The sequence below is a fragment of the Metabacillus sp. B2-18 genome, assembly GCF_021117275.1.
Lineage (GTDB): Bacteria > Bacillota > Bacilli > Bacillales > Bacillaceae > Metabacillus.
In genome coordinates, this window is the sequence record NZ_CP088245.1 from 1,325,515 (window position 1) to 1,352,146 (window position 26,632).

18 protein-coding genes and 1 pseudogene are annotated in these 26,632 nt (G+C 35.5%); 15 read left to right on the forward strand and 4 right to left on the reverse strand.

Annotated elements, in window-relative coordinates; all coding sequences use genetic code 11:
• Nucleotides 1–87: 87 nt before the first annotated feature.
• The 5 genes from LPC09_RS06615 (at nucleotide 88) to LPC09_RS06635 (ending at nucleotide 6,804) form a co-directional block, all read left to right on the forward strand.
• Entirely contained in the window at nucleotides 88–417 is a 330-nt protein-coding gene (locus LPC09_RS06615; RefSeq protein ID WP_231309277.1) for an aminotransferase yhxA, read from the forward strand.
• Complete coding sequence (locus LPC09_RS06620; protein WP_269217422.1) at nucleotides 417–1,535, forward strand: glutathionylspermidine synthase family protein; 1,119 nt, start codon at nucleotides 417–419, stop codon at nucleotides 1,533–1,535. Before LPC09_RS06615 ends, LPC09_RS06620 begins: the two co-directional genes overlap by 1 nt.
• Before the next feature lie 147 nt (nucleotides 1,536–1,682).
• On the forward strand, nucleotides 1,683–2,087 hold the full coding sequence (locus tag LPC09_RS06625) for a DUF350 domain-containing protein (RefSeq protein WP_098796699.1): 405 nt from the start codon (nucleotides 1,683–1,685) through the stop codon (nucleotides 2,085–2,087).
• Nucleotides 2,088–2,891: 804 nt separating this feature from the next.
• On the forward strand, nucleotides 2,892–5,636 hold the full coding sequence (locus tag LPC09_RS06630) for a GTPase domain-containing protein (protein WP_231309278.1): 2,745 nt from the start codon (nucleotides 2,892–2,894) through the stop codon (nucleotides 5,634–5,636).
• A 133-nt stretch (nucleotides 5,637–5,769) separates the two neighbouring features.
• Nucleotides 5,770–6,804 (forward strand): SepM family pheromone-processing serine protease, encoded by a 1,035-nt coding sequence (locus LPC09_RS06635; RefSeq protein ID WP_098796697.1) that lies wholly within the window; start codon nucleotides 5,770–5,772, stop codon nucleotides 6,802–6,804.
• 303 nt (nucleotides 6,805–7,107) lie between these two features.
• Here the strand turns inward: LPC09_RS06635 and LPC09_RS06640 are convergent, their stop codons facing one another.
• The 4 genes from LPC09_RS06640 to LPC09_RS06655 form a co-directional block, all read right to left on the reverse strand.
• Complete coding sequence (locus LPC09_RS06640; RefSeq protein WP_098796696.1) at nucleotides 7,108–8,187, reverse strand: Gfo/Idh/MocA family protein; 1,080 nt, start codon at nucleotides 8,185–8,187, stop codon at nucleotides 7,108–7,110.
• Nucleotides 8,188–8,214: 27 nt separating this feature from the next.
• On the reverse strand, nucleotides 8,215–8,952 hold the full coding sequence (locus LPC09_RS06645) for a ThuA domain-containing protein (RefSeq protein WP_098796695.1): 738 nt from the start codon (nucleotides 8,950–8,952) through the stop codon (nucleotides 8,215–8,217).
• A gap of 18 nt (nucleotides 8,953–8,970) precedes the next feature.
• Nucleotides 8,971–10,131, reverse strand: a complete 1,161-nt coding sequence (locus LPC09_RS06650) for a Gfo/Idh/MocA family protein (protein WP_098796694.1) — start codon at nucleotides 10,129–10,131, stop codon at nucleotides 8,971–8,973.
• Between the two features lie 103 nt (nucleotides 10,132–10,234).
• Nucleotides 10,235–11,263 carry a LacI family DNA-binding transcriptional regulator gene (locus LPC09_RS06655; RefSeq protein ID WP_098796693.1) on the reverse strand — a complete coding sequence of 343 codons (1,029 nt, stop codon included), beginning with the start codon at nucleotides 11,261–11,263 and terminating at the stop codon, nucleotides 10,235–10,237.
• Nucleotides 11,264–11,668: 405 nt separating this feature from the next.
• Between LPC09_RS06655 and LPC09_RS06660 the strand changes: the two are divergent.
• From LPC09_RS06660 to LPC09_RS06705, 10 genes and pseudogenes are all read left to right on the forward strand, one after another.
• A pseudogene (locus LPC09_RS06660) lies at nucleotides 11,669–12,360 on the forward strand (response regulator transcription factor).
• Nucleotides 12,338–14,542: a HAMP domain-containing sensor histidine kinase gene (locus LPC09_RS06665; RefSeq protein ID WP_098796691.1), complete on the forward strand. Its 2,205-nt coding sequence runs from the start codon at nucleotides 12,338–12,340 to the stop codon at nucleotides 14,540–14,542. Before LPC09_RS06660 ends, LPC09_RS06665 begins: the two are co-directional and overlap by 23 nt.
• A 138-nt stretch (nucleotides 14,543–14,680) precedes the next feature.
• Nucleotides 14,681–15,466 (forward strand): alpha/beta fold hydrolase, encoded by a 786-nt coding sequence (locus tag LPC09_RS06670; RefSeq protein WP_098796690.1) that lies wholly within the window; start codon nucleotides 14,681–14,683, stop codon nucleotides 15,464–15,466.
• A gap of 228 nt (nucleotides 15,467–15,694) precedes the next feature.
• The gene (gene ppc, locus LPC09_RS06675; RefSeq protein WP_098796689.1) at nucleotides 15,695–18,457 is read left to right on the forward strand and encodes a phosphoenolpyruvate carboxylase; all 2,763 of its coding nucleotides are present in this window, start codon (nucleotides 15,695–15,697) and stop codon (nucleotides 18,455–18,457) included.
• Between the two features lie 384 nt (nucleotides 18,458–18,841).
• On the forward strand, nucleotides 18,842–20,212 hold the full coding sequence (locus LPC09_RS06680) for an NAD(P)-dependent oxidoreductase (RefSeq protein ID WP_231309279.1): 1,371 nt from the start codon (nucleotides 18,842–18,844) through the stop codon (nucleotides 20,210–20,212).
• 34 nt (nucleotides 20,213–20,246) lie between these two features.
• Nucleotides 20,247–21,533: an NAD-dependent dihydropyrimidine dehydrogenase subunit PreA gene (gene preA, locus LPC09_RS06685; RefSeq protein WP_098795987.1), complete on the forward strand. Its 1,287-nt coding sequence runs from the start codon at nucleotides 20,247–20,249 to the stop codon at nucleotides 21,531–21,533.
• 15 nt (nucleotides 21,534–21,548) lie between these two features.
• A complete protein-coding gene (gene hydA / locus LPC09_RS06690; RefSeq protein WP_231309280.1) occupies nucleotides 21,549–22,967 on the forward strand; it encodes a dihydropyrimidinase in 1,419 nt (472 codons plus the stop codon).
• A 132-nt stretch (nucleotides 22,968–23,099) separates the two neighbouring features.
• Nucleotides 23,100–24,578 carry an NCS1 family transporter gene (locus tag LPC09_RS06695; protein WP_231309281.1) on the forward strand — a complete coding sequence of 493 codons (1,479 nt, stop codon included), beginning with the start codon at nucleotides 23,100–23,102 and terminating at the stop codon, nucleotides 24,576–24,578.
• 19 nt (nucleotides 24,579–24,597) lie between these two features.
• Entirely contained in the window at nucleotides 24,598–24,816 is a 219-nt protein-coding gene (locus LPC09_RS06700) for a hypothetical protein (protein WP_098795984.1), read from the forward strand.
• A gap of 130 nt (nucleotides 24,817–24,946) precedes the next feature.
• The gene (locus tag LPC09_RS06705; protein ID WP_231309282.1) at nucleotides 24,947–26,563 is read left to right on the forward strand and encodes a PucR family transcriptional regulator; all 1,617 of its coding nucleotides are present in this window, start codon (nucleotides 24,947–24,949) and stop codon (nucleotides 26,561–26,563) included.
• Nucleotides 26,564–26,632 lie beyond the last annotated feature (69 nt).

Sequence of the window (26,632 nt, forward strand, 5' to 3'; positions counted from 1 at the left end):
AAAGGGTAGTTCATGACGGGGGAATTTTCCGGAATCTTGTCAAAAATATTGGTACAATTCTTATGCTTTTTAAGGAGGGGTGTTTTCTTGAGCAAAACAAGTAAGCTATTAACTGGTATTATTTCCGCTTCGATGATTACGGCAGCAGGCTGTGGGAATAATCAATCATTACCGCCTGTCCCAGAAGATTCAGAATGTGGCGATTGGGAGTGGGAAGCGGATGAAGGTGTCTGGGAATGTGATGACGACTATTCTTCACATTACGGACACTATTATTATGGGGGTAAATATTATTCTACGAAAAGCAACCTTAAATCAAGCTCTGCTTATAAAAGCTATCAGTCTAGCAGTTCATTTAAAGGAGGGGGCTCTAGCTCGGGCTTTGGAAAGGGATCTAGTGGAGGATTTGGTGGGTAATGTCTCAACCATTTAATCTAACAGAACATCAAAACAACCGAAAAAGAATGTATCAAAAACTAGATTCCTTCTGGCATGACCTTTATGAAAGTGAATATGCATTATATGATATAGCCCTTATGACAAGTGAAGAAATCGAGGAAATACGCCTAGCCACAAATCGCATTGGCCATATTTTTTTAAAAATGGGGAATCTACTTAGAAGGTCTCCTGATGAATCTTTGCTTCAGCTGGATATTCCAAAGAATATGCTTCCGTTCATCCGACATCGTGCTCTGCCAATTGACACAGTAATATCCAGGGTCGACTTAGTTAAAACAAGTGAAGGTTTAAAGGTACTTGAGTTAAATAGCGATACACCAACATTTGAAAAAGAAGTCTATGATGTGAATAGCTTTTTATGCCAAGAATTTGGGGTTGATGATCCAAATGAGGGGTTGTCCGAAAAGCTTGGAAGTGAAATGAGAAAAGCGATAGCTGAAGCTCTACATCGCAGCAAACATAATGAATCTCCATATATTGTTTTTACCTCCCATGAAGAACATGAGGAAGATAAGTTCACAACGATCTTTCTAAAAGATCGGGCTAATGTAGGAGCAAATTATGTTCCATTACATAAATTAAGGATTCAAGAGGGTGAAGGGCTATATGATGACGAAGGAAACAGAATCGATGTATTGTATCGTCAAACCTACCCGTTGGAGCATTTAATTGAAGATGTGAGTGAAGGGTCAGGAGATCCGATTGGTGAGCAATTACTTCAACTTGTTTGTTCCAATAAGTTAATTATGTTAAATCCGATTTCGGCATTTCTCCTTCAATCAAAAGCAGTTCAGGCTGCTATTTGGGGGATGAAGGAGCTTGATTCTCCTTATTTTACAGAAACAGAAAAACAATGGATTTCTCAATATTTTTTACCAACATACCTTGAGGAAGATATTTTTATTGAAAATGGATTGAAATATGTAAAAAAACCTAGTTTTGGTAGAGAAGGAGATACGGTTTCTGTGTTCCAAGGCACTGAAAAACTATTTGAGGACAAACATAAATCGTATGAGAAATCACTACCAGTTTATCAAAAATATGTGGACCTTCCCTCTCAAAAAATCAAACGATGAATGGTATTCTTGAAGGAAAAGTATTAATAGGAAGTTTTCTTATTAACGGAAAAGCAAGTGGAATAGGACTAAGAGCAGGCAAGCAAATTACAGACAATAATGCCTACTTTTTACCTTTAGGAATTAAAAAAGGAAGGGAATGAGAAGATGACATTTTTAGATTTATTTTTATCAACGGTTTCTTATATTGGATTGGCGATTGTTTTGTTGATTATTGGTATTATTTTGTTTGAAGTAACAACAAAGAACAAAGAATTTGAACTAATTAAAAACGGGAATAAAGCAGCTGTTTATGCGTTTGGTGGTAGAATTTTAGGGCTTGCGATTGTTCTTTATTCATCAATCTCTAATTCTGTCAATATTTTTGATATGGTGATTTGGGGAAGCATTGCGATTGTCATGCAAATTATTATTTTCTATTTAGCAGAGCTATTAACTCCTAAGTTTAATATTACAAAAGCAATTGATGATGATAACCAAGCGGTTGGATTATTTTTATTATTTTTGTCGATATCAATCGGACTTATTATTGCAGCATCATTAACATATTAATAGAAAAAAGCGGGGGAACTAAGGTTTTATAGGTTCGGTTTTAAAATGCAAATTAGAAATAGCCATACTTTCGAACGGTAATTCGCACTTAAATTAACAGATCATTTGATTAGCAAAAATGCTTGGAACATTGTGTCTCCAAGCATTTTTTACATTATTTTGCACTCTATAGTTGAATTTTTACTAAATTTTAAAAAATAAACGGAAAAATTCCGTTTAAATTGAGAAATATCAACATTCCCCACAGAATAAGGGGAATTTATCCGCTTATATGAACGTAATCTTTTGATTTAGTTATGAATAGAGAAGTTAACCGGAATATATCCGCTTATATCGGCTATTTAAGCACCTACTATATACCTTAAGTGGAATTTCTCCGCCTATCAAATCCTATACCCTCAAGAAAACCTCAACAATGGGCTGCTAATTAAGTATTGTACTCGAAAACCGAACTACTTAAACTAAGGTTTTTACCGCTTTTTTCTTGTTGTTTTGCAAATGTCCTAAACTGACACTTTATTGTCAAAAAAATACCCTAATAAAACCAAGCCCCAAAGCGTATTGTTATGTGAAGGGATTGTTTTTTTATTCGTATTAGGAAGCGAAGTTAGGATAAGTGTTTTACTATAAAAGATAGAGGGAAAGGTACAAGAGTAGTTTCGCTCTTTTACAACATTTTCTGTTAAAATAAACCAATAAGCCTCATTAATAATGAGGTTAATACTCGTATACATTTTTCTAATCTTTTCGAATTTATACGAATTCTACTTCAGTTTAAATTTAAAAGGATTGCAGGAGGAAAATATGACAAGAGAAGATCAACTAATTGAAAAGACATTTTTTGAAACATTTTTATCTGATGGTGATAATAGGCGTCCATCACGGATACTTGGTCAGGCCTATTTTGAGGAACAAAATCGAGAAGAAAGCTTCGATTTATCATATATTCGTTTTGCTCAAGGAGAAATCTATTTTCATGATTTGGATTATGAGGCTGCCATCTTTAAATGGGAAAATATTAAAAATGAATTAGAGCCTTGGGCAAAAATGAATATAGGCGATGCCTACTCTCAGCTAGGATTATTATCTGCAGCAGAGGATATGTATAATTCGATTGAGACAAGTGAAGATACATTAAAAAGTGAGGTTGCTTTAAAGCTCTTTTTTCTTTATAAAGAAAGAGGAAAAACGGAGCATGCATATGAAACAATTAAAAAAGCTGTTTTACTGGATCCGGATTATCCAAATGTAACAAGAATTGCACGCGATTTTTACGAAGAAAATGAAGATGAAGAGAATGCTGTTAAACTAGCTGTTGATGAACTTATTCGTACCGAAAAAGAAGAATGGTTTTCAGTCATCACCTCATATGTAAAAGCAGGAAACACAAAAAACTTTTCACCAGATTTTTTTGCAGATGCTTTACTTTCCATTCATGGTGTTAATAAACATTCCTTCATCTCTTTTACTCATGCATTATGGAATAGTTATAGAAATGAAGAGTCATATCTTCAATGGATCAATACAATTAATGAGTTGTTTATGATTGTCCAACATGAAGAGGAGTTTCAGTGGAATTCAATTGTTCAACTTTATGAAGAAACGTTTATTGAATTAACAGATGGTCGCTATTTTCTACAAATTCTTCAAGATATGATGCCTAATCTATTATCTTGTTGGTTGAAGCTCTCAACAAGAGAAAATGGGTTAACTCCAGCTGCCACGGTATTAGCCTGGAATGAAATTTTCCCTGGCCATATTAATCAGGATAGTATATATCGTGCAGAAGCAATTATTTTTGAAGTGGAGAACAACCAAAGTGGAATGCAGCAAGCTCTACAATTATTTAAAACAGTGAAAAAATGGGCGGAAGGACATTCTCTTGCTGTTGATTATAAAACTGTATGGTGGTTAGAAGAATTACTAAATTCGAATATTAAGCAGCATTTTTTACTTGCAGGATTCGAAGGAAGCGGAAAAACAACATTTATGCACTCATTATTGGGTGAAAAACGGTATAAAGGTACAACAACTTCTATGGTCGTTTACCATGATGATGACGAACTTTCTATTAGTCAGATTACAAGTACAGGACATCGTTATCTTGAGAACCAACGTGAAATGCTTGAGGAGATGGAGGAAGCTTCTTTATTTCAAGTAAAGCAACCATGTATCTTTTTACACGAAAATCAATGTGCAATTATTGATACACCAGCTTTAAACAGCAGTTATAGAAATGAATTTTTTAGCAAATTATTATTAGCCGATGGAGTATTTTTTGTTTTGGACGGAGCCGATCCTCTTTCAGATGAGGAGTACAATGTATTAAGTCAAATGAAAAAATTTGCTCCAGAAATAAAAGTTCATTTTATCCTAAACAAGGTAGATCTAATTGCAAGTGATGCAAATACACAAGCAATGATTAATGATATAAAAAGAAAAGTGATAAGTATATATCCAGAAGCAGATATTCTGCCATATTCTTCTTTACATCCATTTAGTCAGCAATCCAGCAAACTTAACACGTTTGTAAACGCATATTATCCTTTTGATATGAAAGAAAAACCAAACAAAAGAACAGCCAATGTGTTAGCGATAATTCGAAATGTTCTCTCTGAATTGCTTCATAAAAGAGAAGAAATGGAAAAAGGCTTTATCTATTCTATTCAATGGAATGAAGATATTTTAGGTAGATTAAAAGGCTTGAGTTTAAAACTAACAGATCTTCAACATGAAAAAGTGGAGGCCATTATTGCCGCTTATAGGTCCTTACTAAAAGAAGGCAAAACAGAGTTGATGGAAACCATTCCAAAATTGTTAAAAGAAAGCTCAGAATATATCAAAGAAGATAGTGACTTTAAACAAATTCATATAAACTTAAATGAGAAAATGAATGAAAAAATACAAACGTATATTGAAGGAACATTACTTCCAACCGTTTATAATCAGCTTGATACCTGGGTATCAGCTTCTCACGATGAATTTCTTGAAAGTCAATCTTTCTTAGTTGAGATGAGTGAAACGTTCAATGATATTTATCAAGAGAATAAGCTTTCTTTACAGTGTGATTTTGCGCTATTAGATGATTGGCGTAGAGATTTAGACAGAATGACAGGTCGAATTCAGTTTGAAAAAGAAAACATAATGCTTAAGAAAAAACCTGCTCAGTTGTTATTAAAAGGTGCTGGCAGGCTATTAGGAACAATGAACCAAAGCAACAATATGCTTTATAATCAATACAAGAAATATGTTGAAAATGAATCATATGAAGAAGTAACAGCCTCTATTGCGAATAAGTTATTTTTACCATTTGAATTATTTGAAAAGGGCTTAAGTCAAGATGTTTCATCCTTTTTCCAAGGTGCAATTCAAGAGGTAAAGGATACGATTGCTGAAACAGAAAACATTATCCAAGATGGAAAAGAAAGCTTGGATAACATGAGATCTAATCCTGAGGTCTTTTATGATCCGTTAAAATTATTTGAGGTAAACCTACTTCAGCAGGAATTTAGCTTACAAGCTAAAAAAGATTACAGTCGAACAAGTTGAATGTAGAAGAGACTATTCCTTAGGGAAGGTCTCTTTTTTATGCAAGTTAATTGAGAAAAGAATATAATGAGGGTAACATTAATTCATAACGATTAAGGCACGTAAGTCATAACTACCTGAGGAGAGTACATATATGGTGAAACATAAAAAGATTAACTTGAAAATCCCCCTTCTAATCATGCTTTTATTAATTATTGTGGCTTTCATTCCAACACCTTACTACCTATATCAACCAGGTTCGATCGAAGCATTGCAGCCAAAAATTAAGGTGGAAGATGGGTACACAAAGGAAGACGGAAGCTTCCATTTAACAACTATTTTGTCAATAAAGGCAATGAATCCTTATATATTGGCTTATGGGCTAGTTGCTCCACATACTGATATTGTAGAGGCAGAGGATGTTAAAGGGGACTTAACAGATCAGGAGTATAATAGATTACTCGAATTTATGATGAAGAATTCAAAACAAAATGCGTTAGTTGCCGGTTTTAAGCAAGCTGGAGAAGAGGTTAAGATTGAATATCATGGCATTTTTGTTAGTGCAATATTGACAGACTCTCCAGCAAAAAATGCTCTTCAAGTAGGAGATGTAATCACAAGTATTGATGGCATTAAAATGTATGAGGCAACTGAATTTATTTCGTATATAGAACAAAATAAAAAGGAAGGTGATTCAGCTACATTAACAATCTCTCGCGGAGGAGAAGAAATAAAGAAAACAGTTGAAATGGTGAAACTGGACCCATCAACTAGTAAAGTAGGAATTGGTATTGTTCCTGAGGAAGATTTTACGGCAACGGTTTCTAGAGAGGTTGAAATTGAAAGTGATGATATTGGTGGTCCTTCAGCAGGTCTTATGTTTTCCTTAGAAATTCTTAATCAGCTAATTGCTGAAGATTTAACTAAAGGTTATAAAATTGCCGGAACTGGAACAATTGATCATAACGGAAATGTAGGTCAAATAGGTGGAATCACTCATAAAATTACAGCAGCCTATGAAGACGGAGCTGATATCTTCTTTGCTCCGAAGGACATAACTTCCTATGATCGAAATGAACAAGAGGTTATAGCAGAGGTGGAGAAGAATGGCTATGAGGTAGATGTTGTGCCAGTAGCAACATTGTCTCAAGCTGTTGAGTATTTAGAGGGGCTAGAGGAGAAAAGTTAAATATGTTTTGTGGAAGAAGTCTGTTTAGGGCTTCTTTCTTTAGTTTTTAAACTAGTGGTTAAGTTGAAATGTGTGTTGGTTGCGTCAAATTTGAGGAGTCACGTCAAAACTGCAATTGGTCCAGTCAAAAAGGCCTGTGGTCAAGTCAAATCGCATGTTGGTCACGTCACCACATTCCAAGCAATCTCGTCACAGCCTCCAAAAAAATACAAACAAGCCCCACCATCTTCAACGTCTTCATAAAAACAATGGGACGCTCTAACGAACAGTCAGAGCGTCCCATTGTTTTAAACAACCATAACACTAAAAATCCAACAATTCAGGCCGTTCACATGTGCTTTCCATTTTATAATGAATACCACTGTTAGAGGAATCGTGGAATCCATGCATAGCTTCTAACACATGATAAGCTAGATCACCATTTGCCCGGAACTTACCTCCATGTAAAATGGCTTTTGCCATGTCAGCTACACCTAGGCCTCGGCTGTTTTTGATATAGTCAGATGTTACTGGTACATCAGTGAATTCTTTTTCACCACGTTTTCTAATACGCACTGGCCCTCCAAATGTATTTGGATCAGGAACAAGTAGGGTACCTTCACTCCCGTATATTTCAATTGGGGGAAGGGAGGTGCCGCCCATTGCATCAAAACTTGTCGTAAGAGTTGCTACAGCACCAGACGCAAAATCTAAAACACCGGAAATATGAGTTGGTGTTTTGACTGTAAGCTTTTCACCTGATTTTGGTTCACTTGTTATGATTCGTTCGGAATAGCTAATACGGGCTGAACCTGAAAGCCGTTCAATTGGTCCTAAAAGAGATACCAATGTAGTTATATAGTACGGCCCCATGTCAAACATTGGGCCACCTCCAATTTCATAGTAAAACCCAGGATCTGGATGCCAGTGTTCGTGGCCACGGCTTATCATAAAGGCGGAGGCTCCAATTGGCGTTCCAATTTCTCCTTTCTCAATAAGAGAGATGCTTGTTTGAATGCCGCCTCCTAAAAAAGTATCAGGTGCACTTCCAACAAAGAGATTGTTCTTCTTTGCGGTTTCTAAAATTTGCTTACCTTCTTCACGAGTTATGCTAAGTGGTTTTTCTGTATAAACATGCTTGCCAGCCTCGAGTACTTTAATACAGACTAAGGCATGGGCTTTCGGGATCGTTAAGTTTATAACTAATTGTATCTCAGAGTCATCAAGTAACTCTTGAACAGAATAAGCATGGGGGATTCCGAATTTTGTTGCTTGTGATTTGGCGCGTTCCAAATCTAGATCAGCACAGGCAACAAGGTCAAGATGTTCGAACTTTTGACAGTTTTCCATGTAAATGGAGCTAATATTTCCACAGCCAATTATTCCTATTTTTAGCTTTTTCATTTAGAGACCCTCCAGAAATTATTAAATCTACTGACTGTCACCCATTCCAGTGTAATTACGACTGTTTTCATTACTAGATAAAACTAGTTCTTCAGCACGTTTTTTGCCGTTTGCTGCCCATAAGAAACCTTTCCTCATGATATGAGTAACCTCTGGCATGGAAATTATATTAGCTTTATGACCTAATGAATTATAAAAAACATTTCCATGTCCCCAACGCTTTGTCCATACAACAGGCATATCTACTGCTTTGTTTGTTGCGTGAGGACCATCAACAACTGGAAAACGTGTTGTAGCCAGTACTTCAACAGCAGGGTCTACATGAAGATAATATTGTTCACTTACTACCTTAAAATCAGATAGACCTTCTAAAAGAGGACTTGTCGAATGCTTGATATTGACCATATATTCAACACCATCATTACCAGGGTGTGCAACCCAATTTCCACCGGTCATAAACTGCCAGTCAACATTATTGCGAAAAGAATCACACATTCTTCCATGACATCCGGCTAAGCCAACACCGTTTACTACAGCATCTGAAATATTGAAAACATATTTCTTATCTATTTCACCCATTGTCCAGTGTGGAACGATTAGGTCAAAGGATTTTAATTTTTCTGGATCTGCGTAAGATTCAAGGGAGGAAGATACTTCTACAGAGAAGTTTTCTTCTTCGAGAATAGATTTGAAAATTTGAGCAACTTGCTCAGGTTCATGTCCGTCCCAGCCTCCCCAAACGATTAATGCGTTTTTATCACTCATTCTTTTTTCTCCTCTCTATTAAACTTCCGAAACAGTTATCCATTGTCGTTTTTCAATAGATAAATCAACAGCCTCTAGAACTTGTTGACATTTCACACCATCGTGAAAATTTGGAACAGGCTGACGGTCTCCCTTAATCGCATCCATTAGCTCTACTATTTCATGGATAAATGTGTGCTCATAACCAATTGTATGTCCAGGCGGCCACCAGTTTTCTGCATAAGCATGTGAAGGGTCTGTTGCTAACACACGTCGGAAGCCCTGAACATCATCTCTGTCTTCAGTGAAGTAGACTTGTAATTCATTCATTCGTTCAAAATCAAAGATGACGCTACCCTTGCTTCCATTAATCTCAAAGGAATTTGTACAGCGATGACCTGTGCCGTAACGAGTAGCTTCAAAGCTACCTAATGCTCCATTTGCAAAACGCGTCATAAACAAAGTAGCATCATCAACCGTGACCTTTCCTTTCTCTTCTTGAGTTTGACCACCTGATGAAAGCCCTGTTGTGTTTGTTGGGAGAGGTCTTTCTTTAATAAATGTTTCGCTCATCCCAATTACCTCTGTCATATCACCAATTAGATAGTGAGCTAAGTCAATTAAGTGTGCTCCTAAATCTCCATGCGAACCTGAGCCGGCTATATCTTTTTGAAGTCTCCAGGCAAGAGGGAAGTTAGGGTCAACCAGCCAATCTTGTAAAAACCATGCGCGATAATGATAGATATCACCTAATTTTCCTTCCGCTATTAATTTTTTTGCCAGCATAACAGCTGGAGCAAATCGATAATTAAAGCCGACCATATGCTTAACACCTGCTGCTTCAACAACCTCAAGCATTTCACGTGAATCCTTCAATGTAAGCGCTAACGGTTTTTCGCAGAAAACATGTTTTCCTGCTCTAGCTGCTGCAATGGTTATTTCTTTATGTACATCACTAGGAGCATTAATATCTATTAAATCAAGATCGCTTCGTTCAATAAGAGTTTTCCAGTCTGTTGAGTATTCCTCCCAACCGAATTGTTTTGCAGCTTGTGCAATACCTTCTGGATTGCGTCCACAAATTACTTTCATTTCAGGTTGCATACTGTTTGGAAAGAAAAGAGGAAGATCACGATAAGCATGACTATGTGCCTTCCCCATAAACTTGTAACCAATCATCCCAACTTTTATTGTCTCCATAATATTTCCCCTTTTTTAAAGTTTGGTAGAAAACAAGTTACTTCGTTTGATAACGTTTAGTGTCATTTCTGAGGTGAAAGAAGGAGCATAGGTTTATATGACACTAGTTTTTGCGTGAGGATTGTCTTTCAATTAAAGTGACAGGCAGTCTTAGGCTAGTATTTTTGTTGTCACCGTGCGAAATACAGTTGAGTACCTTTTCAGCAGCCATTTGCCCCATTTCATATAAAGGTACATTTACAGTACTTAATGGTGGAGAAGTCATTCTCGATATTTCTGAGTTATCATAGCCGATAATGAAATAATCCTGTGAAGCGAGCAAACCTCGTTCATTCAAACCTTGCATAAGTCCAATAGCCATTCGGTCATTTGCTGCAAAAATCGCTTTTGATGTATGCAGGAAAGAGTGAATTTGCTCAGCTACCATATAGCCGCTTTTTCGGCTATAATTTCCTTCAAAAATAAGGTCATTACTAAATGGTATGCCTTTATGTTGTAATGCTTTCCTATAGCCTACAAGTCGATCGATACTATTTGAAAACTCTTTTGGACCATTTAAGAAGATAATTCTTTCAAAACCTTTATTAAGTAAAGAAGTTGTTGCTTGATAACTTCCATCTACATGATCTCCATCAATAAAGTGAAAGGTATGTTCTGAAAAAGTTTGATTAATTAAACAATATGGCAATTGTTGTTGATGTAGATCTTCAAGTGCCTTTATTTCATTCGGAGTATTTTTAGCTCCTAGAATAATGCAGCCATCTACTCGCTGAGATTGAAAAAGCTGAACATAATCTTTTGGTTGATCAGGAGTTTGAAATAATAGTAACAATCCATAACCAGATTCTCCTAGTTTTGCACCAATTCCACTAACTAGCTCTGAAAAATAGTGGGTAGACATTAAGTTGACCTTAGGTAGATAAGGTACAATCACTCCAATATTGTTGCTTTTACCTTTAGCAAAGTTTTGTGCGATTACGTTAGGATAATAATGAAGCTCTTTTGCAGCTTGCAATACTTTTTGCTTAGTTTCTTCTCGCAATGGAGCTATGTTGTTAAAGACCCGTGAAACCGTGGCCTCAGAAACACCTGCTAGCCTTGCAACATCTTTTCTATTAGCTAATTTATTCACCCCCTGTAAACATTATGTACACGCGTTCATTTTCTCTGTTTTTAGGTGAAATGTCAATGAAAACCAGGAAATTAAAAATAAAAATAAAAAAATTAAAATTTTTAGGTTTAACATGTTTTTAGTCGGGTATATAGCAAAAGACAGTATCCCCCCTGATACTTTCTATATGAAAAACTTGAGGAGCCTTCATACATAGTATGGAGGTTTTTTCTTGTGCCTTTCTTTTGTGTTCTCTTTCACCCTCCGGTAGAGGATTCTCGTTTTCACGCTAAACAACTTAAACATAGCTTAAATTCTTAAGAATTTCTTCATATTTTCCCTACCTTTAATTTAAGAACTTTTGTTTATACTGAGTTCATCCTTAGCAGATAGCGCATGGTATACTTTGGAAAGGAGGAAAGAATGATGAATAATTATACCGTTTTAGTAGTAGATGATGATAAAGAAATACGTGAAGCAATTGAAATATACTTGAGAAATGAAGGCATGACTGTGTTATTGGCAAAGGATGGCGTTGAGGCAATTGAGTGTTTACAGGAAAACGAAGTTCATTTAATTGTTTTAGACATTATGATGCCGAGAATGGATGGAATTTCTGCGACTTTTAAAATACGTGAAAAGAAAAATATCCCAATTATATTTTAAGTGCTAAAAGTGAGGACACTGACAAGATCTTAGGATTACAGGTAGGGGCTGACGACTATGTTACAAAGCCATTTAATCCTCTCGAACTTATTGCAAGAGTGAAATCACAGCTTAGAAGATATGTAAAACTAGGTCATTTTGAAGGAAGAAATCAATTAATTGATCTTAATGGTTTAATGATCGATCAAGAAGCAAAAGAAGTGACGGTAAATGGAGAAGCAGTAAAATTAACTCCAATTGAATATAAAATTGTGGAACTATTAATGGTAAACGCAGGTCGAGTGTTTTCTATTTCTGAAATTTATGAAAAGGTATGGCAGGAGCCTTGCTATAATGCGGAAAATACCGTGGCTGTGCATATTCGTAAAATTAGAGAAAAAATCGAAATCGACCCTAAAAATCCTAGATATTTAAAGGTGGTATGGGGCATTGGATACAAGATGGAAAAATAGGATCATCCTAATCTTATGGCTTGTTTTATTTACTTATGGAGTAAGTGGTGTATTAACAGCACTATTAAATGATCAAGACTATATGAAAACAAGCTACTTTAAAACCTCGCAATATAAAGATACGGTGGGCACTTATGTTAGCTATCTACATGCGTTTGAAATAGATTATCAAACAAAGGAAGATATGAAAAAGGCTATTACCGTATCAAAGGAAGAAATAGATGAGCATCGTTTCATGTATGGTGAATTGTCCGATCAGATTAGTAGCATAGAGCAACAATATGTATCAAGGATTCAAGAAGCACAGGCTAATAATAATCAAGATCAAGCAGATTTGTATATTAAAGAAAGAGATGCAAAAATAGCGGACATTACGAAAAATTTTGAAAGTGATGAGTACGTTGAAGAAAAAATTAGAAAAGAAAAAGCACAAAGAGTAGATGAGTACTATAAAGAGCTGGCAACATACCGGCAGGATTTTCGTATTTATGATGAGGCTTTTTCTTATTACTTGGTAAATACCTCAACTGGAGAGATTTATACAAATCTACCTACGAAGGATCAAGAAGAAGTAGACAAGTATATGTCATCAGATAAAATGCTTCATATTGATCAATTTCCTTCAAAAAGTAATGGCTATTTAGATATAGCTGAGCTTTCGTTTATATATGGATACGAAGATCTTATTTCTGAAGATCAAGCAAATTCTTTGTATGAAGGGAAAATCGGTCTTCGAGAAGGAGTTTCAAGTTCTAATGCCATAATGGTTTCATATGAGCAATATGATCAACAAAGAAAGTTATTTTGGATCTATACAATTGGTTCAATTGTGGCATTTTTTGTTAGTTTATTTATAGGTAGAAAAATACAAATTTTAAATAAAATAAGTTCTCATAAATTACGAGAAACTTATAATAGACTTCCACTTGATCTAGCAGTTACTCTCTCAGGAATCACAGTAATAATTTCACTAGTATTTATTACAGACTTTCCAAATTTATACAACTATTACACGTTTAGAGATGTATTAAATCAACTCTTTATCATGAGTGTATTTCTTGGGTTAACAATTATCCAATTGATTTTCTTATTTCCAATTGTAAAAGATTTATCTAAAAACAGAGAAATCCTAAGAAAAACAATGACTGGGAGACTTTTAAAAATTGTAAAAGAAGCTTTTTATAACCGTCGAGTTGGAACTCAAGTATTACTTCTTTTAGGGTTTGTTTATCTGTTTGGTCTTGGAGCAGGTCCGATTTTTATTGAACCTGAATTTATGATTGCATATGTTCCAGCATTTTTCATTATTGGTATTCCTGTTTTTATTATGATCGTAAGAAAAGTTGGATATTTTAATAAAATTACCCGCAATGCACGTGCTCTTGCTTCTGGTCAATTTGAACCAGATTTAAAAGTGGCTGGGAAATCTGTACTTGCAAAATTAGCGGAAGATATAAATACAATGAAGCATGGAGTGAAAACATCACAAAAAGCGCAAGCGAAAAGTGAGAGGTTAAAAACGGAACTAATTACAAATGTTAGTCATGATTTGAGAACACCTCTAACTTCCATCATTACGTATTCAGAGTTGTTAAAAAATCCAGAGTTAACTGAAGATGAACGTAGCACATATATTGAAATCATTGACCGGAAATCTAAAAGGTTAAAAGTGTTAATTGACGATTTATTTGAAGCATCGAAAATGGCAAGTGGCAATATTGAACTATCAAAAACGAAGGTGGATATTGTTCAACTTCTTCAACAATCATTGGCAGAATATAATGAAACAATCCAGGCGTCTACAATCCATTTTAGAATTTCAAATCCAGATTCACCTGTTTATGCTTTTATCGACGGACAAAAGTTATGGAGGGTATTTGATAACTTAATTGGTAACATTCTTAAATATTCGCTTGAGCATACTCGTGCTTATATAGGTATAAAAGAAGCTAATAGTCAAATCACCATTAGCTTTAAAAACATCTCAAAATATGAGCTTAGTGATGATGTGGATGAATTATTTGAACGTTTTAAGCGAGGAGATACTTCACGTCATACAGATGGATCTGGATTAGGACTTGCTATTGCCAAATCGATTATAGATTTACATGAAGGACATTTAGATATTGATGTTGATGGTGATTTGTTTAAAGTTACCATTTTATTAGAAAAAATAGAATAACAAATAGTCAGCTCCGGAAAGGGGCTGACTATAATTTTTTTCCTTACAATATTTTAACTGGTCACTTACTTATTCTTTACATTCATATATTAAAATTTAAGTACCCACTTTTTCTAAATGTTGTTTTGGAGGTGTTTTATGCGGGAAAGTATCATCTTTATCCATGGCTTAACTGGCACAAAGCGTGCATTTAAGAAACAAATAGAGTACTTTAATCAGGATTATCATACTTATACATATGATTTACTTGGTCATGGAGAACATATAGGAAAACATGTTCATTTTACTTTGGATAATTTAGTAAAACAATTAGAAGAATTTTATAATCAAAATGGCATAAAGGAAGCCCATATTTGTTCCTTAAGCTATAGTTGTTATCCAAGTGCTATATTTGCAAACAAATGGAAAAAGCGAGTGAAAAGCTTGTGCTTTATAGGTGGACATTATAATGCACCTTCCAGGCTATTAGATGTTCTTCGATTTTATTGGGAAACTCGTAATGAAGATTACGATACATGGCTGAAAAAATATTCTAATGATCTTTACCCTAAAGAAAGCATACTAGATCCTTATTCAGCTATTTCTAAAAAAATCTACTATAAGTTCGGGTTAAAGTTAGATGATCAAATTTTAAGAAATGCTATAGGGCATCGCCTGAATTATGACTTGAGAAGCCAATTAGCAGGTTTTTCGATCCCGGTGTTATGGGTAATGGGTGAGCATGATAGTTTATATAAATCCACGTTAACTGAATTGAAAAGTATTATTCCCCACGTGATTTATAAGGAAATAAGGCATGCTGGTCATGCTGCAAATTTGTTCAGACCAAGTTGTTTTAGAGAGGTATACGAGAACTTTTTAGTTCACCATACAATGGAAAAAACGAACCAACAAAAAATGCTTAACATCATATCATCATGTTAAGTGTTTTATGAATGAAAAATATATTCTTACCAATCGACAAAAAATGACATATACTAATAGAAGGCGCTTTCTTTCTGCCAATGATATGAAAATAAGATCAAAAACATATGATTAATCTCATATAGATATCAATTTCAAACATTTTTAATGAAATTCCATTAAAAAGATGATATGATAGAATTATCTTAATATTTAATAGAATAATAAATTCTAAGGGAAGGTGACATAATGACAGCAAGAACTGAAATAAATGACAGCAGTCTTCCGTTACGTCGTGATGTGAAATCACTAGGACATATTCTAGGAGAAATTATTGTTCATCATGGGGGAACGGAGCTACTTGATAAAGTTGAAAAGTTAAGGATGATGGCGAAATCGCTTCGAAATAACTTTGACGAGCAAACATATAAGGAACTAAAGGAAGAAATTTTAAACCTGGATGCACCTATGCGAAAACAAGTTATTCGTGCCTTTTCAATTTATTTCCATCTAATTAATGCCGCAGAATCTAATCACCGAATTCGTCGCCGTCGTGAATATCAGCTCCAAGATGATCATGTTGTTCAACCAGCATCAATTGAAAGTGCCATTTTATCGTTAAAAGATAATGAAATTGATGAGAATACCATTCAAAATGTATTGAACACGTTATCATTAGAGTTAATCATAACAGCGCATCCAACAGAAGCAACAAAGCGCTCGGTTATTGAAATTCAAAAGCGAATTGGTAATATTCTGAAGAGCTTAGATAATAATATGCTTACTAATAAAGAACGTAAACAGCTTGAGGATAGCTTATTAAATGAAGTAACAATTCTCTGGCAAACAGACGAACTTCGTCATCGTAAACCAACAGTAATGGATGAAGTACGTAACGGCTTATATTATTTTGAACAAACATTTTTTGATGTACTTCCAGAGATTCATCAAGATCTGGAAGAAGGTCTTTCTGAACAATTCCCAGGACATAACTGGGATGTGCCGAACTTCCTTCGCTTTGGATCATGGATCGGTGGAGACCGTGATGGTAACCCAAATGTTACACCTGAAGTGACTTGGGAAACATTAGAAAGTCATCGTGAATTAGTTCTAAAGAAATATAAAGAATCATTAATAGAAGTAATGAAACGCTTTAGTCACTCAAGTACACGGGTCCAAGTTAGTGAAGAACTTCTTTCAAATGTAGAGAAAGAAGAACAAGCATACTTATCAAATGATAAAAAATGGCCTGTTGAAACAGAAGTATATCGTCGAAAAATTGCCATTATATTAGCGCGCCTTGAAGAAGTAGGAAAATCAGATATCGGATACAAAGCGTCTGATGAATTACTAGAGGATTTATATCTTATTCAACGTAGTGTAGATACACATCAGCCTGCAAAACGTGAATTAAAGATGTTGAAAAAATTTATTCGTCAAGTACAACTGTTCGGTTTCCATTTAGCTACACTTGATATTCGTAACCACAGTGGGGAGCACGAAGCAGCAATTACAGAAATATTACGTAAAGTAAAAGTTACAGACGATTATTCAGCTCTTAGTGAAGAAGAAAAAATTAAAACATTAGAGAGTGTATTAAAAGATCCTCGTCCTGTTTTATTATTAAATGAAGATTACTCAAAAGAAACGCAAGAAATGATTAAAGTTTTCACAATGATCAAAAAGGCACATGATACATTTGGGAAAAAATCAATTCTTGTTTATCTTATCAGTATGACTCAATCTGCAAGTGATTTGCTTGAAGTATTGGTACTTGCAAAAGAAGCAGGTATTTACCGTCTTCATGCTGATGGTACAGTGGAAAGTCATTTAAATGTTGCTCCACTTCTGGAAACAGTAGATGACTTAATTGCTGGTCCAAAAATTATGGAAACATTATTTAATATGGATGTTTACCGTAACCACCTAAAAATTCATGGAGATTCCCAAGAAATCATGCTTGGTTATTCTGATGGAAGTAAAGATGGTGGAACGGTTACAGCAAACTGGAAGCTTTACAAAGCTCAGCTCGAAATTCATGATATGGCAAAGAGTTATCAGATTGGCTTGAAATTCTTCCATGGACGTGGTGGATCACTAGGTCGTGGAGGCGGTCCATTAAACCGCAGTATTCTTTCTCAGCCTGCTGAAACACTAGGAGATGGTGTGAAGATAACTGAACAAGGTGAAGTGCTTTCTTCTCGCTATCTTATTGAGGATATTGCTTACCGAAGCCTAGAACAAGCAACATCTACATTACTTGAGGCATCTGTTAATCTTTCAAAGAATTCAGAGCAACAACATTTACGTGAAAAAGTTTGGGAAGATGCAATGGAAGAAATTTCAAATGTTTCTCTTAAAAAGTATCAATCACTTGTTTTCCAAGATCCAGATTTCCTAACGTACTTTACAGAAGCAACACCATTAAATGAACTAGCTGAATTGAATATTGGTTCACGTCCGATGAAACGTAAAAACCGTAATCGTTTTGAAGACTTACGTGCAATTCCTTGGGTTTTTGCATGGACACAAAGTCGTCAATTATTACCAGCGTGGTATGCAGCAGGTACAGGTTTAGAAAGCTTTGCTTCAGAAAGTGAAGATAACTTAAAGCTTCTGCAACGTATGTACAAGGAATGGACTTTCTTCCGTTCTACAATTGATAATCTGCAAATGGCTCTAATGAAGGCAGATATCACAACAGCTAAAGAATATACATCTTTAGTTAATGATAAGGAAATTGCTGACCGTATTTTCGGTAATATCGTTGAAGAATTTGAAAAAACTAAAACGATTCTTCTTCAAATTACAGGTGATGATGAGCTACTAGATCATACACCAAATATTAAAGAATCTGTACACCGAAGAAATCCATATGTAGATCCATTGAATTTCCTACAAGTAGAACTCATTAAGGAACTTCGTAAACAAGAAGAACCAAATGAAGAGCTCTTAACGGAAGTGTTATTAACAATAAGTGGAATTGCAGCTGGATTACGTAATACTGGTTGATTTATAATGTTAAAAAAAGGCTGTCGATCTTAGATCGGCGGTCTTTTTTTGTGGAGAATCCTATTAAACACTTCTTATTCTATATTTACTATAAATCCATTTAAAGTAAAAAAATAGAAAGTTGTTATAAAATCTCACAAAAAACTGATAGTTTCTAGTTACCTAGTAAGAAGATAAGAAAATAATCTTACAAAATGCAAAAGAAACAAATAGAACGTTTTAACATTTTGTAAGGTGTCGAACAAAATATAAGAAAGTACAATCATTATATGATGAATACGAAAAGAGAAAGGAGTGAAGGGTAACTACTATTTATTTCGTTAAATACGGTATAAGAAAAGCTTCCTTAATAATAGAAAAAGTGGGGAATAAGGGGGACTATAGGTGAATCGAGAAAGGAAAGAAATTTCGTTAACTGACCTAAAACAAAATTTCGAAGAAGTGGAAAAAGGACTTTCAAATCGAGAAGCCTTGGAAGAAGCAAATCGATGTTTATACTGTTATGACGCTCCTTGTATCAAGGCATGTCCTACAGGAATTGATATTCCTTCCTTTATCAAAAAAATCTCAAGTGGGAATCTAAAAGGCTCTGCCAAGACAATTATGCAATCAAATCCAGTTGGCGCTAGTTGTGCCCGGGTATGCCCAACAGAGGAACTTTGTGAGGGGGCATGTGTCCTAAATTATTCTACTAAGCCAATCATGATAGGAAATCTACAAAGATTTGCAACAGATTGGGCCATTCATAATGAACAGGTTCTTTTTAAAGAAGGGAAGAAAAATGGCAAACGTGTAGCGATTATAGGAAGTGGTCCAGCAGGGCTATCAGCAGCTAGAGAGCTAGCTCGATTAGGTTATCAAGTCACCATTTTTGAGGCAGAGAAAAAGGCTGGAGGGTTAAACACATATGGCATTGTGTCCTTTCGTCTACCTCAAAAAGTTACGTATTGGGAAGTTGATCAGGTGAAAAAGCTGAATGTAGAATTCAAAACAAACACTAGGGTCGGTACTGATGTTTCTGTAGAAACGCTTCTCAGGACTTACGATTCTATCATTCTAGCGGCAGGTATGGCACAGGTTCCAAAGTTAAATATAGAAGGAGAAGAAGCTATTGGAGTTTACGATGCCATTCATTTTGTTAAAGAAACAAAATCAACAGAGATTCCGACGAACCTTATTGGAAAGAAGGTCGCGGTTATTGGAGCTGGTAACACAGCCATTGATGCAGCAACCTGTTCTGTAAGGTTAGGTGCAGCAAACGTAAAAATTATTTATCGTCGTACCTTTAAGGAAATGACTGCCTATGACTTTGAATTTGAGTTTGCTAAACAGGATGGAGTTGAATTTAGTTGGTTAACTGCTCCAAAAAGAATTATTTCAGATGAAACTGGAAAAGTCATTGGCCTTGAGTGTATCAAAATGGAATTATCTGAAAAAAGTGAGGATGGTAGAAGGTACCCGGTAGAGATTGAAGGGTCTGAGTATGTGATGGAAGTAGACGCAGTCATACGTGCAATCGGACAATCGAGGCATAATCAATTGCTGGAAAACCTAGAGGTTGAACATCAGGCTGGAGTAGTTATTCTTGCAAATGGTTCACAGCAAACGTCTAATCCAAAAGTGTTCGCTTGTGGTGATGTTATTTTTGGGAAAGGTCAAGGTGAGGCCATGGTTGTGTCAGCAGCACAACAAGGAAAATTAGCTGCCTATGAACTTCATCAAAAGCTAGGTAGTGAAGCTATTGAAACAGCATAGTAAAGTATGACTTAGGTAATAAGGAGGTATAAGTATGGCTGATTTACATATTAATTTTGCCGGAATTAAATCACCCAATCCGTTTTGGTTGGCCTCTGCTCCTCCCACAAATTCCGGATACCAAGTACAACGAGCGTTTGAAGCTGGTTGGGGTGGTGCTGTTTGGAAGACTTTAGGTGAACCGATCATTAATACTTCTTCACGCTTTGCAGCAGTTAGTTTTAATGGCCAAAGAGTAGCAGGTTTTAATAATATCGAGCTTATTACTGATCGACCACTTGAGGTGAACTTAAAAGAAATATACGAAACAAAGAAGAAATTTCCCCATCATGCAATTATTGCTTCAGTAATGGTTGAACCGAAACAGGAGAAATGGCATGAAATTATAAAAAGGGTAGAGGATGTCGGTGTAGATGGATTTGAACTAAACTTTGGATGTCCTCACGGTATGGCTGAACGGGGGATGGGTGCTGCTTCTGGTCAAGTCCCTGAATTAGTTGAAAAGCAAACATCTTGGGTAAAGGAGGTTGCCACATCCCCAGTTATTGTAAAGCTCACTCCTAATATTACAGATATAACTGTAACAGCTGAAGCGGCTGTACAGGGGGGAGCGGACGCCATTAGTATGATTAACACAATAAATAGTTTAGCAGGAGTGGATATTCATTCATGGAAAACAATCCCACATGTTGGTGGCAAAGGAGCGCACGGTGGCTACTGTGGGCCAGCAGTTAAACCAATTGCACTCAACATGGTAGCAGAATGTGCAAGAAATTCTAAAATTAATGTCCCTATTTCAGGGATAGGTGGCATTTCCAACTGGCAGGATGCAGTTGAATTTTTACTAATGGGAGCAACTGGAGTTCAAGTATGTACAGCTGCTATGCACCATGGCTTTCGAATTGTTGAAGATATGATTGAGGGTCTATCAAACTATCTAGATGATAAAGGGCTTAATTCTATCATGGAGGTTGTTGGAAAGTCTGTAACCAATTATTCTGAATGGGGAAATTTGGATTTAAACTATAAAGTAGTTGCTCGAATTAACAATGATACTTGCATTAATTGTAATAAGTGTCATATTGCGTGTGAAGATACATCACACCAATGTATTGACTTGCTAAGAGATCCGATAGGAAAGACTTCATTAAAGGTAAGAGAAGAAGATTGTGTAGGTTGTAATTTATGTTCAATTGTATGTCCAGTAGATGGGGCAATCGATATGGTAGAGGTGAAAAGTGAGCTTCCACCAATGAGCTGGAATGAGCGACAATCTGTATTAGCAACTATGACTAATAGTAGTGTTAACCTAGTAAAATGAAACGGGGTGTTTCTCTTGAAAAAGTTAATTACAAACGGAACGATTGTAACTGCAGTAGACACGTACCAGGCAGATATAGTAATAGAAAATGAGAAGATTATCGCAATCGGAAGTAATCTTCATATAGAAGTAGATGAAGTCATTGACGCAAAAGGGGCATATCTCTTTCCTGGAGGAATAGACCCCCACACACACCTTGACATGCCATTTGGAGGTACAGTGACGAAGGACGACTTTGAGACAGGCACGATTGCAGCGGCATTTGGTGGAACTACGACTGTTATTGATTTTTGTTTAACAAACAAAGGAGAACCATTAAAAAAGGCAATCAAAACATGGCATGATAAATCAAAAGATAAAGCAGTTATTGATTATAGCTTTCATCTAATGATTGGAGAAATTAATGAAGAAGTGCTAAGTGAACTTACTAGTGTTATAAACGATGAAGGAATTACATCATTCAAAGTATTTATGGCATACAAAGATGTGTTTCAAGCTGATGATGGAACATTATACCGTACATTAGAAGCAGCAAAAGAGCTTGGTGCGCTAGTTATGGTCCATGCTGAAAATGGTGATGTGATCGATTATTTGACAAAGAAGGCATTGGCGGAAGGGAATACTGAACCAATCTATCATGCACTGACAAGACCACCAGAAATAGAAGGTGAAGCAACAGGCAGAGCAGCAAAATTAACAGAGTTAACGAATTCACAACTATATGTGGTCCATGTTTCATGTCAGGATGCCGTAGAAAAAATCGCCGAAGCAAGAAGTAAAGGGGTAGATGTGTGGGGAGAAACATGTCCACAGTATTTAGTTCTAGATAAAACGTATTTAGAAAAACCAAATTTTGAAGGGGCAAAATATGTATGGTCACCACCACTTAGGGAGAAACATCATCAAGAAGTTCTTTGGAATGCTTTGAAAAGCGGTGAGCTTCAAACATTAGGTTCAGATCAATGTTCGTTTGACTTTAATGGGCAAAAATCCTTAGGCAAAAATGATTTTACAAAGATTCCAAATGGAGGTCCAATGATTGAGGATCGAATGACTATTCTATTCTCTGAGGGGGTGAAAAAAAATCGAATTACCCTAAATCAATTCGTTGATATCACCTCAACACGAGCTGCAAAGTTATTTGGCTTATTTCCTCAAAAGGGAACAATAGCAGTAGGTTCAGATGCTGACATTGTTATTTTTGATCCGAATGTAGAGAGAATAATTTCTGCAGAAACCCATCATATGGCTGTCGATTATAATGCCTTTGAAGGTATGGCAGTAACCGGAGAACCTGTTTCTGTTTTATCTAAAGGAGAATTTGTTGTTCGTGACAAATTTTTTGTAGGTAAAGCTGGAAAAGGTAAGTTTATAAAGAGAGCTAAGTATGGACAACATTCCGTCCGAGAACTGGAAATAAAGATACCATTGTAAAAAAACATCAAACAAAGAAGGCAATCGGCCTTTTGCTGATTGCTTTCAATCTACATTTCACCTCTTGTGCCTTTCCTGAATCTCTATCAACTGTATTTCAAGAAGAAATGATAAATCTAGGAGGTTATTAATATGGCAAAAAATTACTTGAAGTCTCCAGATCTATTACCGATATCTCATGATAAAAAGAAAATTGGAGCCGTTGGCTTTTCATTTATATGGGTTGGGATGGCTGTTGTATTAGCAGCTTTCGCTATTGGTGGAGCGGGTGTACAAAGCTTATCCTTAGGCTGGGTTGTTATTGCTACTATTATTGCCTCTTTGGCACTTGGTTTTCTAATGACAATGACAGGTGATATTGGGGTTGAACATGGTTTATCGTTTCCTGTTTATATGAGGGCACCTTTTGGGACAGTGGGAACACATATACCATCGATTGTTCGTGGTTTTGTCGCATCTTGCTGGTTCGGAGTTAACACATATTTTGGATCAACTGCTATGAACGCGATCTTGGCAACAATGGTTGGATTTGATAATTGGTTTGTATGCTTCATTATTTTTGGTGCTCTCCAAGTGGCGAATACAGCGTTAGGGATAAAAGCTGTTGAACGTTTTGCTGACTTGGCAGCACCTATCATCATTATTATTTCGGGATGGATGTATTTCACCTTATCAGATCAAGCATTACAACAGGGCCGTGAAGTATGGTCTTGGATTGAAAGTCCTGTAACAGGAGGGGCTGCAGTTACTGCATTTATCGTTGTTATTATGTCTAATATGGGGTTTTGGGGAACGCTAACAGCTGATATGCCTTCATTATCTCGTTTTGTAAAAGCGCCTTTACATGAAAGGAATTGGTTTAAGCGTAATAAAGCGCAAATAGCAGGAAATTTGATTGCATATCCAATCGTTCAAACATTTATGGTAATGATCGGTGCCGTTTCTTATGTGGCTGTGTCAAACTATGATCCTGTTGTAGCTTTACAACAATCAGCTAGCGGACTTATTTTAGGTATTCTTTTATTAATGATTGTGTTTGCTCAATGGTCAACAAATATAACAGCTAACTTAATACCAGCAGCAACAATCTTCTCAAATGTTGGAGGACCGAAAATTCCATTTTGGGCAGGTGTTGTCGTTGCAGGAATTGTAGGTGTCATCGTTCAACCTTGGAGTTTGTTTGGAATTATTACACAAATTTTATTAATTATTGGGGGAGTACTTTCCGCAATTGTTGGAATCTTAATTGCTGATTATTATTTGATTCGTAAGCGTCGGGTAAATGTACCTGATTTATATGAAAGTGATGGACAATACCATTACGCAAACGGAATAAACTGGGCAGGTTTAATTTCATGGATTCTTGGAGGAGGAGCTGCCGTCATCTTCGCGAATTACTCGTTTATTGTGGGATTTGTAGTTGGAGCAATTAGTTATTTGCTTTTAGGGAAGTATTGGTGGTTTGAGAAATATAAACAAGCAGAGTTAACAGATCCTAGCGACGAGAAATATTTAGGAATCTCTGTCGGTAGGAATTGGAAAATTGAAGTCGAGCAAGAGGTTGAAACGGATGTTGCTATCTCACCGAATCCAACGGCAGAGAAAGTGTAGACAGGAGGAATAGAGAATCATGTCTGAATATAAGGAATTTCTACAAGAAAAAGAAAAAATAGATAGCTTATTAGATCAGGGATTTCAGATTGTAGGTGTTATAGAAAATGTGAGTGGAGCGTTTGTTACTTTTGAAAAAGGAGATGACGGTGAAAAGGAAGTAAGGCAAATTCAAATTAAAATGGCAGAGGCAAGAAAATATTTTTCAACTCTATTATGGATAAAAAAAGCAACATAATCTTTAATAAAACAGGACGATAGATCAAGGTCCTGTTTTTTCTATTGTTAGTAAATATTACAACTTCATGGTTGTTCCATATATTTCTATTTATAATACTTGTTATTATGATAGAAAAGGTGGTTGGCCAATGAAATCATACATCTCAATTAAAAAAATATTAGAGAGAAAGCACTTTGAAGAAGCTGAAATTGTTGCTGGTGAAAAAGGATTAGGGCATCAGATAAAATGGGTTCATGTTGTAGAGTCTATTCAAATAAGTAATTTATTAAAGGGAAGCGAACTTATTTTATCTACTGGTCTTGGTTGGAAGGAAGAGCCTGAACAACTTTTTTCTTTTGTGAGACAATTAATCGATTGTCATGCTGCAGGTCTATGTATTGAAATGAATACTTATATTAAAGATATTCCACAAAACGTAATAGATTTAGCAAATTCTCATCAATTCCCAATTATATTATTCCATAAAGAAGTGCTATTTGTAGAAATTACTCACGATATTCATTCCCTCATCATCAATAATCAATATCAACTCCTCTCTGATTTAGAGCAATATTCTCAAATATTAAATAAAATGATTATAGAAATAGACCAACATAAAGATGTTTTATTATTCCTTCAGAAATATTTAGATGTACAGGTTTTTGCAGTATTTCATTCTGGGAAAATTGAAAGCTTTCCTAACATGACAGAAAAACTAAAGCAACAGGTGTTGAACAGAAAAAAGGCTGAGAATAATGAAAGATCAATAACTAAGCCTGTCCAGATCTTTGGTGATACATATGCAGAGATAACGATTGTTTCTACTGGTCGCCTGCTTAATGATTTCGATTCATTAATCTTAGATCGAACAACAACTGTTCTAGGGCAATTTTGGTTAAGAGATTTATATGTGAGTGAAAAAAGAATCGATAGTGAAAAGAATTGGCTGACAGATTGGATAGAAGGGGAGCTAAGGGAAGATGTATTAGTAGAGCAATTATCGAAGACAGAACAATCTTCTCCGTTTACAGGTGCCGTTGTTTGGGTTTGTAAAATAAAAGAGTTAACAGTAAGAACTGTTAACAAGGAATTTACCTATTTTAAATTAATGACAAGAACGGTGTTTGAACAATTCGGTTTTCATCTGTATTTCGTTGAAACAAAACAACATTTTGTTGTCATTTCATTGGATAAACGTAAATCAGATAGCTGGAGGCAAAGGATGATAAAAGCTTTTCAAAGAATTCAGCAACATGACTCATATAATAAAAATACTATACAGGAAATACCAGTTGGTGTAGGGCAATATGTAAAGAAAAACATCATGAATATAAACAAAAGCTATCTTTCAGCTAAAAAAACTCTTGAACTTCAAGAATTTGTAGCTGTTGAAAACAAAAGCATATTTTATCAGGATCTACATTTATATCGGATGTTAACACTTCTTAAAAACCAAGGGGATTTGGAAGAAACTGTTTATGAGTATTTGGAACCAGTTATTGAATATGATAGAAAGTATAATTGTGAACTATTATCGACATTAAAGGTATATATGGAATGTAATGGATCAAAGCAAGAAACATCAAAACGATTATTTATTGTAAGACAAACACTTTATCATCGTATTGAAAAATTAGAGGCAATCTTGGGTGGAAACTTTATGAATTCAAAGAAGAGACTTGAGCTTGAGTTTATGTTAGTTGCATATGATTACTTAACAACTCATAAAAAAGAAATGCATTTGAAATCTCCGGTAAGATTATAGTTTTAACAATTTATTAATATAAATAAATTATATCATAGTGTAAATACTAATATTTGTAAAATGAAATTT

What these genes read in the sequence shown, in the direction of transcription:
- ppc (WP_098796689.1), top strand. Translation starts at nt 15,695, where the DNA reads ATGACAGCAAGAACTGAAATAAATGACAGCAGTCTTCCGTTACGTCGT.
- LPC09_RS06670 (WP_098796690.1), top strand. Translation starts at nt 14,681, where the DNA reads ATGCGGGAAAGTATCATCTTTATCCATGGCTTAACTGGCACAAAGCGT.
- LPC09_RS06620 (WP_269217422.1), top strand. Translation starts at nt 417, where the DNA reads ATGTCTCAACCATTTAATCTAACAGAACATCAAAACAACCGAAAAAGA.
- LPC09_RS06625 (WP_098796699.1), top strand. Translation starts at nt 1,683, where the DNA reads ATGACATTTTTAGATTTATTTTTATCAACGGTTTCTTATATTGGATTG.
- LPC09_RS06630 (WP_231309278.1), top strand. Translation starts at nt 2,892, where the DNA reads ATGACAAGAGAAGATCAACTAATTGAAAAGACATTTTTTGAAACATTT.
- LPC09_RS06650 (WP_098796694.1), bottom strand. Translation starts at nt 10,131, where the DNA reads ATGGAGACAATAAAAGTTGGGATGATTGGTTACAAGTTTATGGGGAAG.
- LPC09_RS06640 (WP_098796696.1), bottom strand. Translation starts at nt 8,187, where the DNA reads ATGAAAAAGCTAAAAATAGGAATAATTGGCTGTGGAAATATTAGCTCC.
- LPC09_RS06635 (WP_098796697.1), top strand. Translation starts at nt 5,770, where the DNA reads ATGGTGAAACATAAAAAGATTAACTTGAAAATCCCCCTTCTAATCATG.
- LPC09_RS06700 (WP_098795984.1), top strand. Translation starts at nt 24,598, where the DNA reads ATGTCTGAATATAAGGAATTTCTACAAGAAAAAGAAAAAATAGATAGC.
- LPC09_RS06695 (WP_231309281.1), top strand. Translation starts at nt 23,100, where the DNA reads ATGGCAAAAAATTACTTGAAGTCTCCAGATCTATTACCGATATCTCAT.
- preA (WP_098795987.1), top strand. Translation starts at nt 20,247, where the DNA reads ATGGCTGATTTACATATTAATTTTGCCGGAATTAAATCACCCAATCCG.
- LPC09_RS06705 (WP_231309282.1), top strand. Translation starts at nt 24,947, where the DNA reads ATGAAATCATACATCTCAATTAAAAAAATATTAGAGAGAAAGCACTTT.
- LPC09_RS06645 (WP_098796695.1), bottom strand. Translation starts at nt 8,952, where the DNA reads ATGAGTGATAAAAACGCATTAATCGTTTGGGGAGGCTGGGACGGACAT.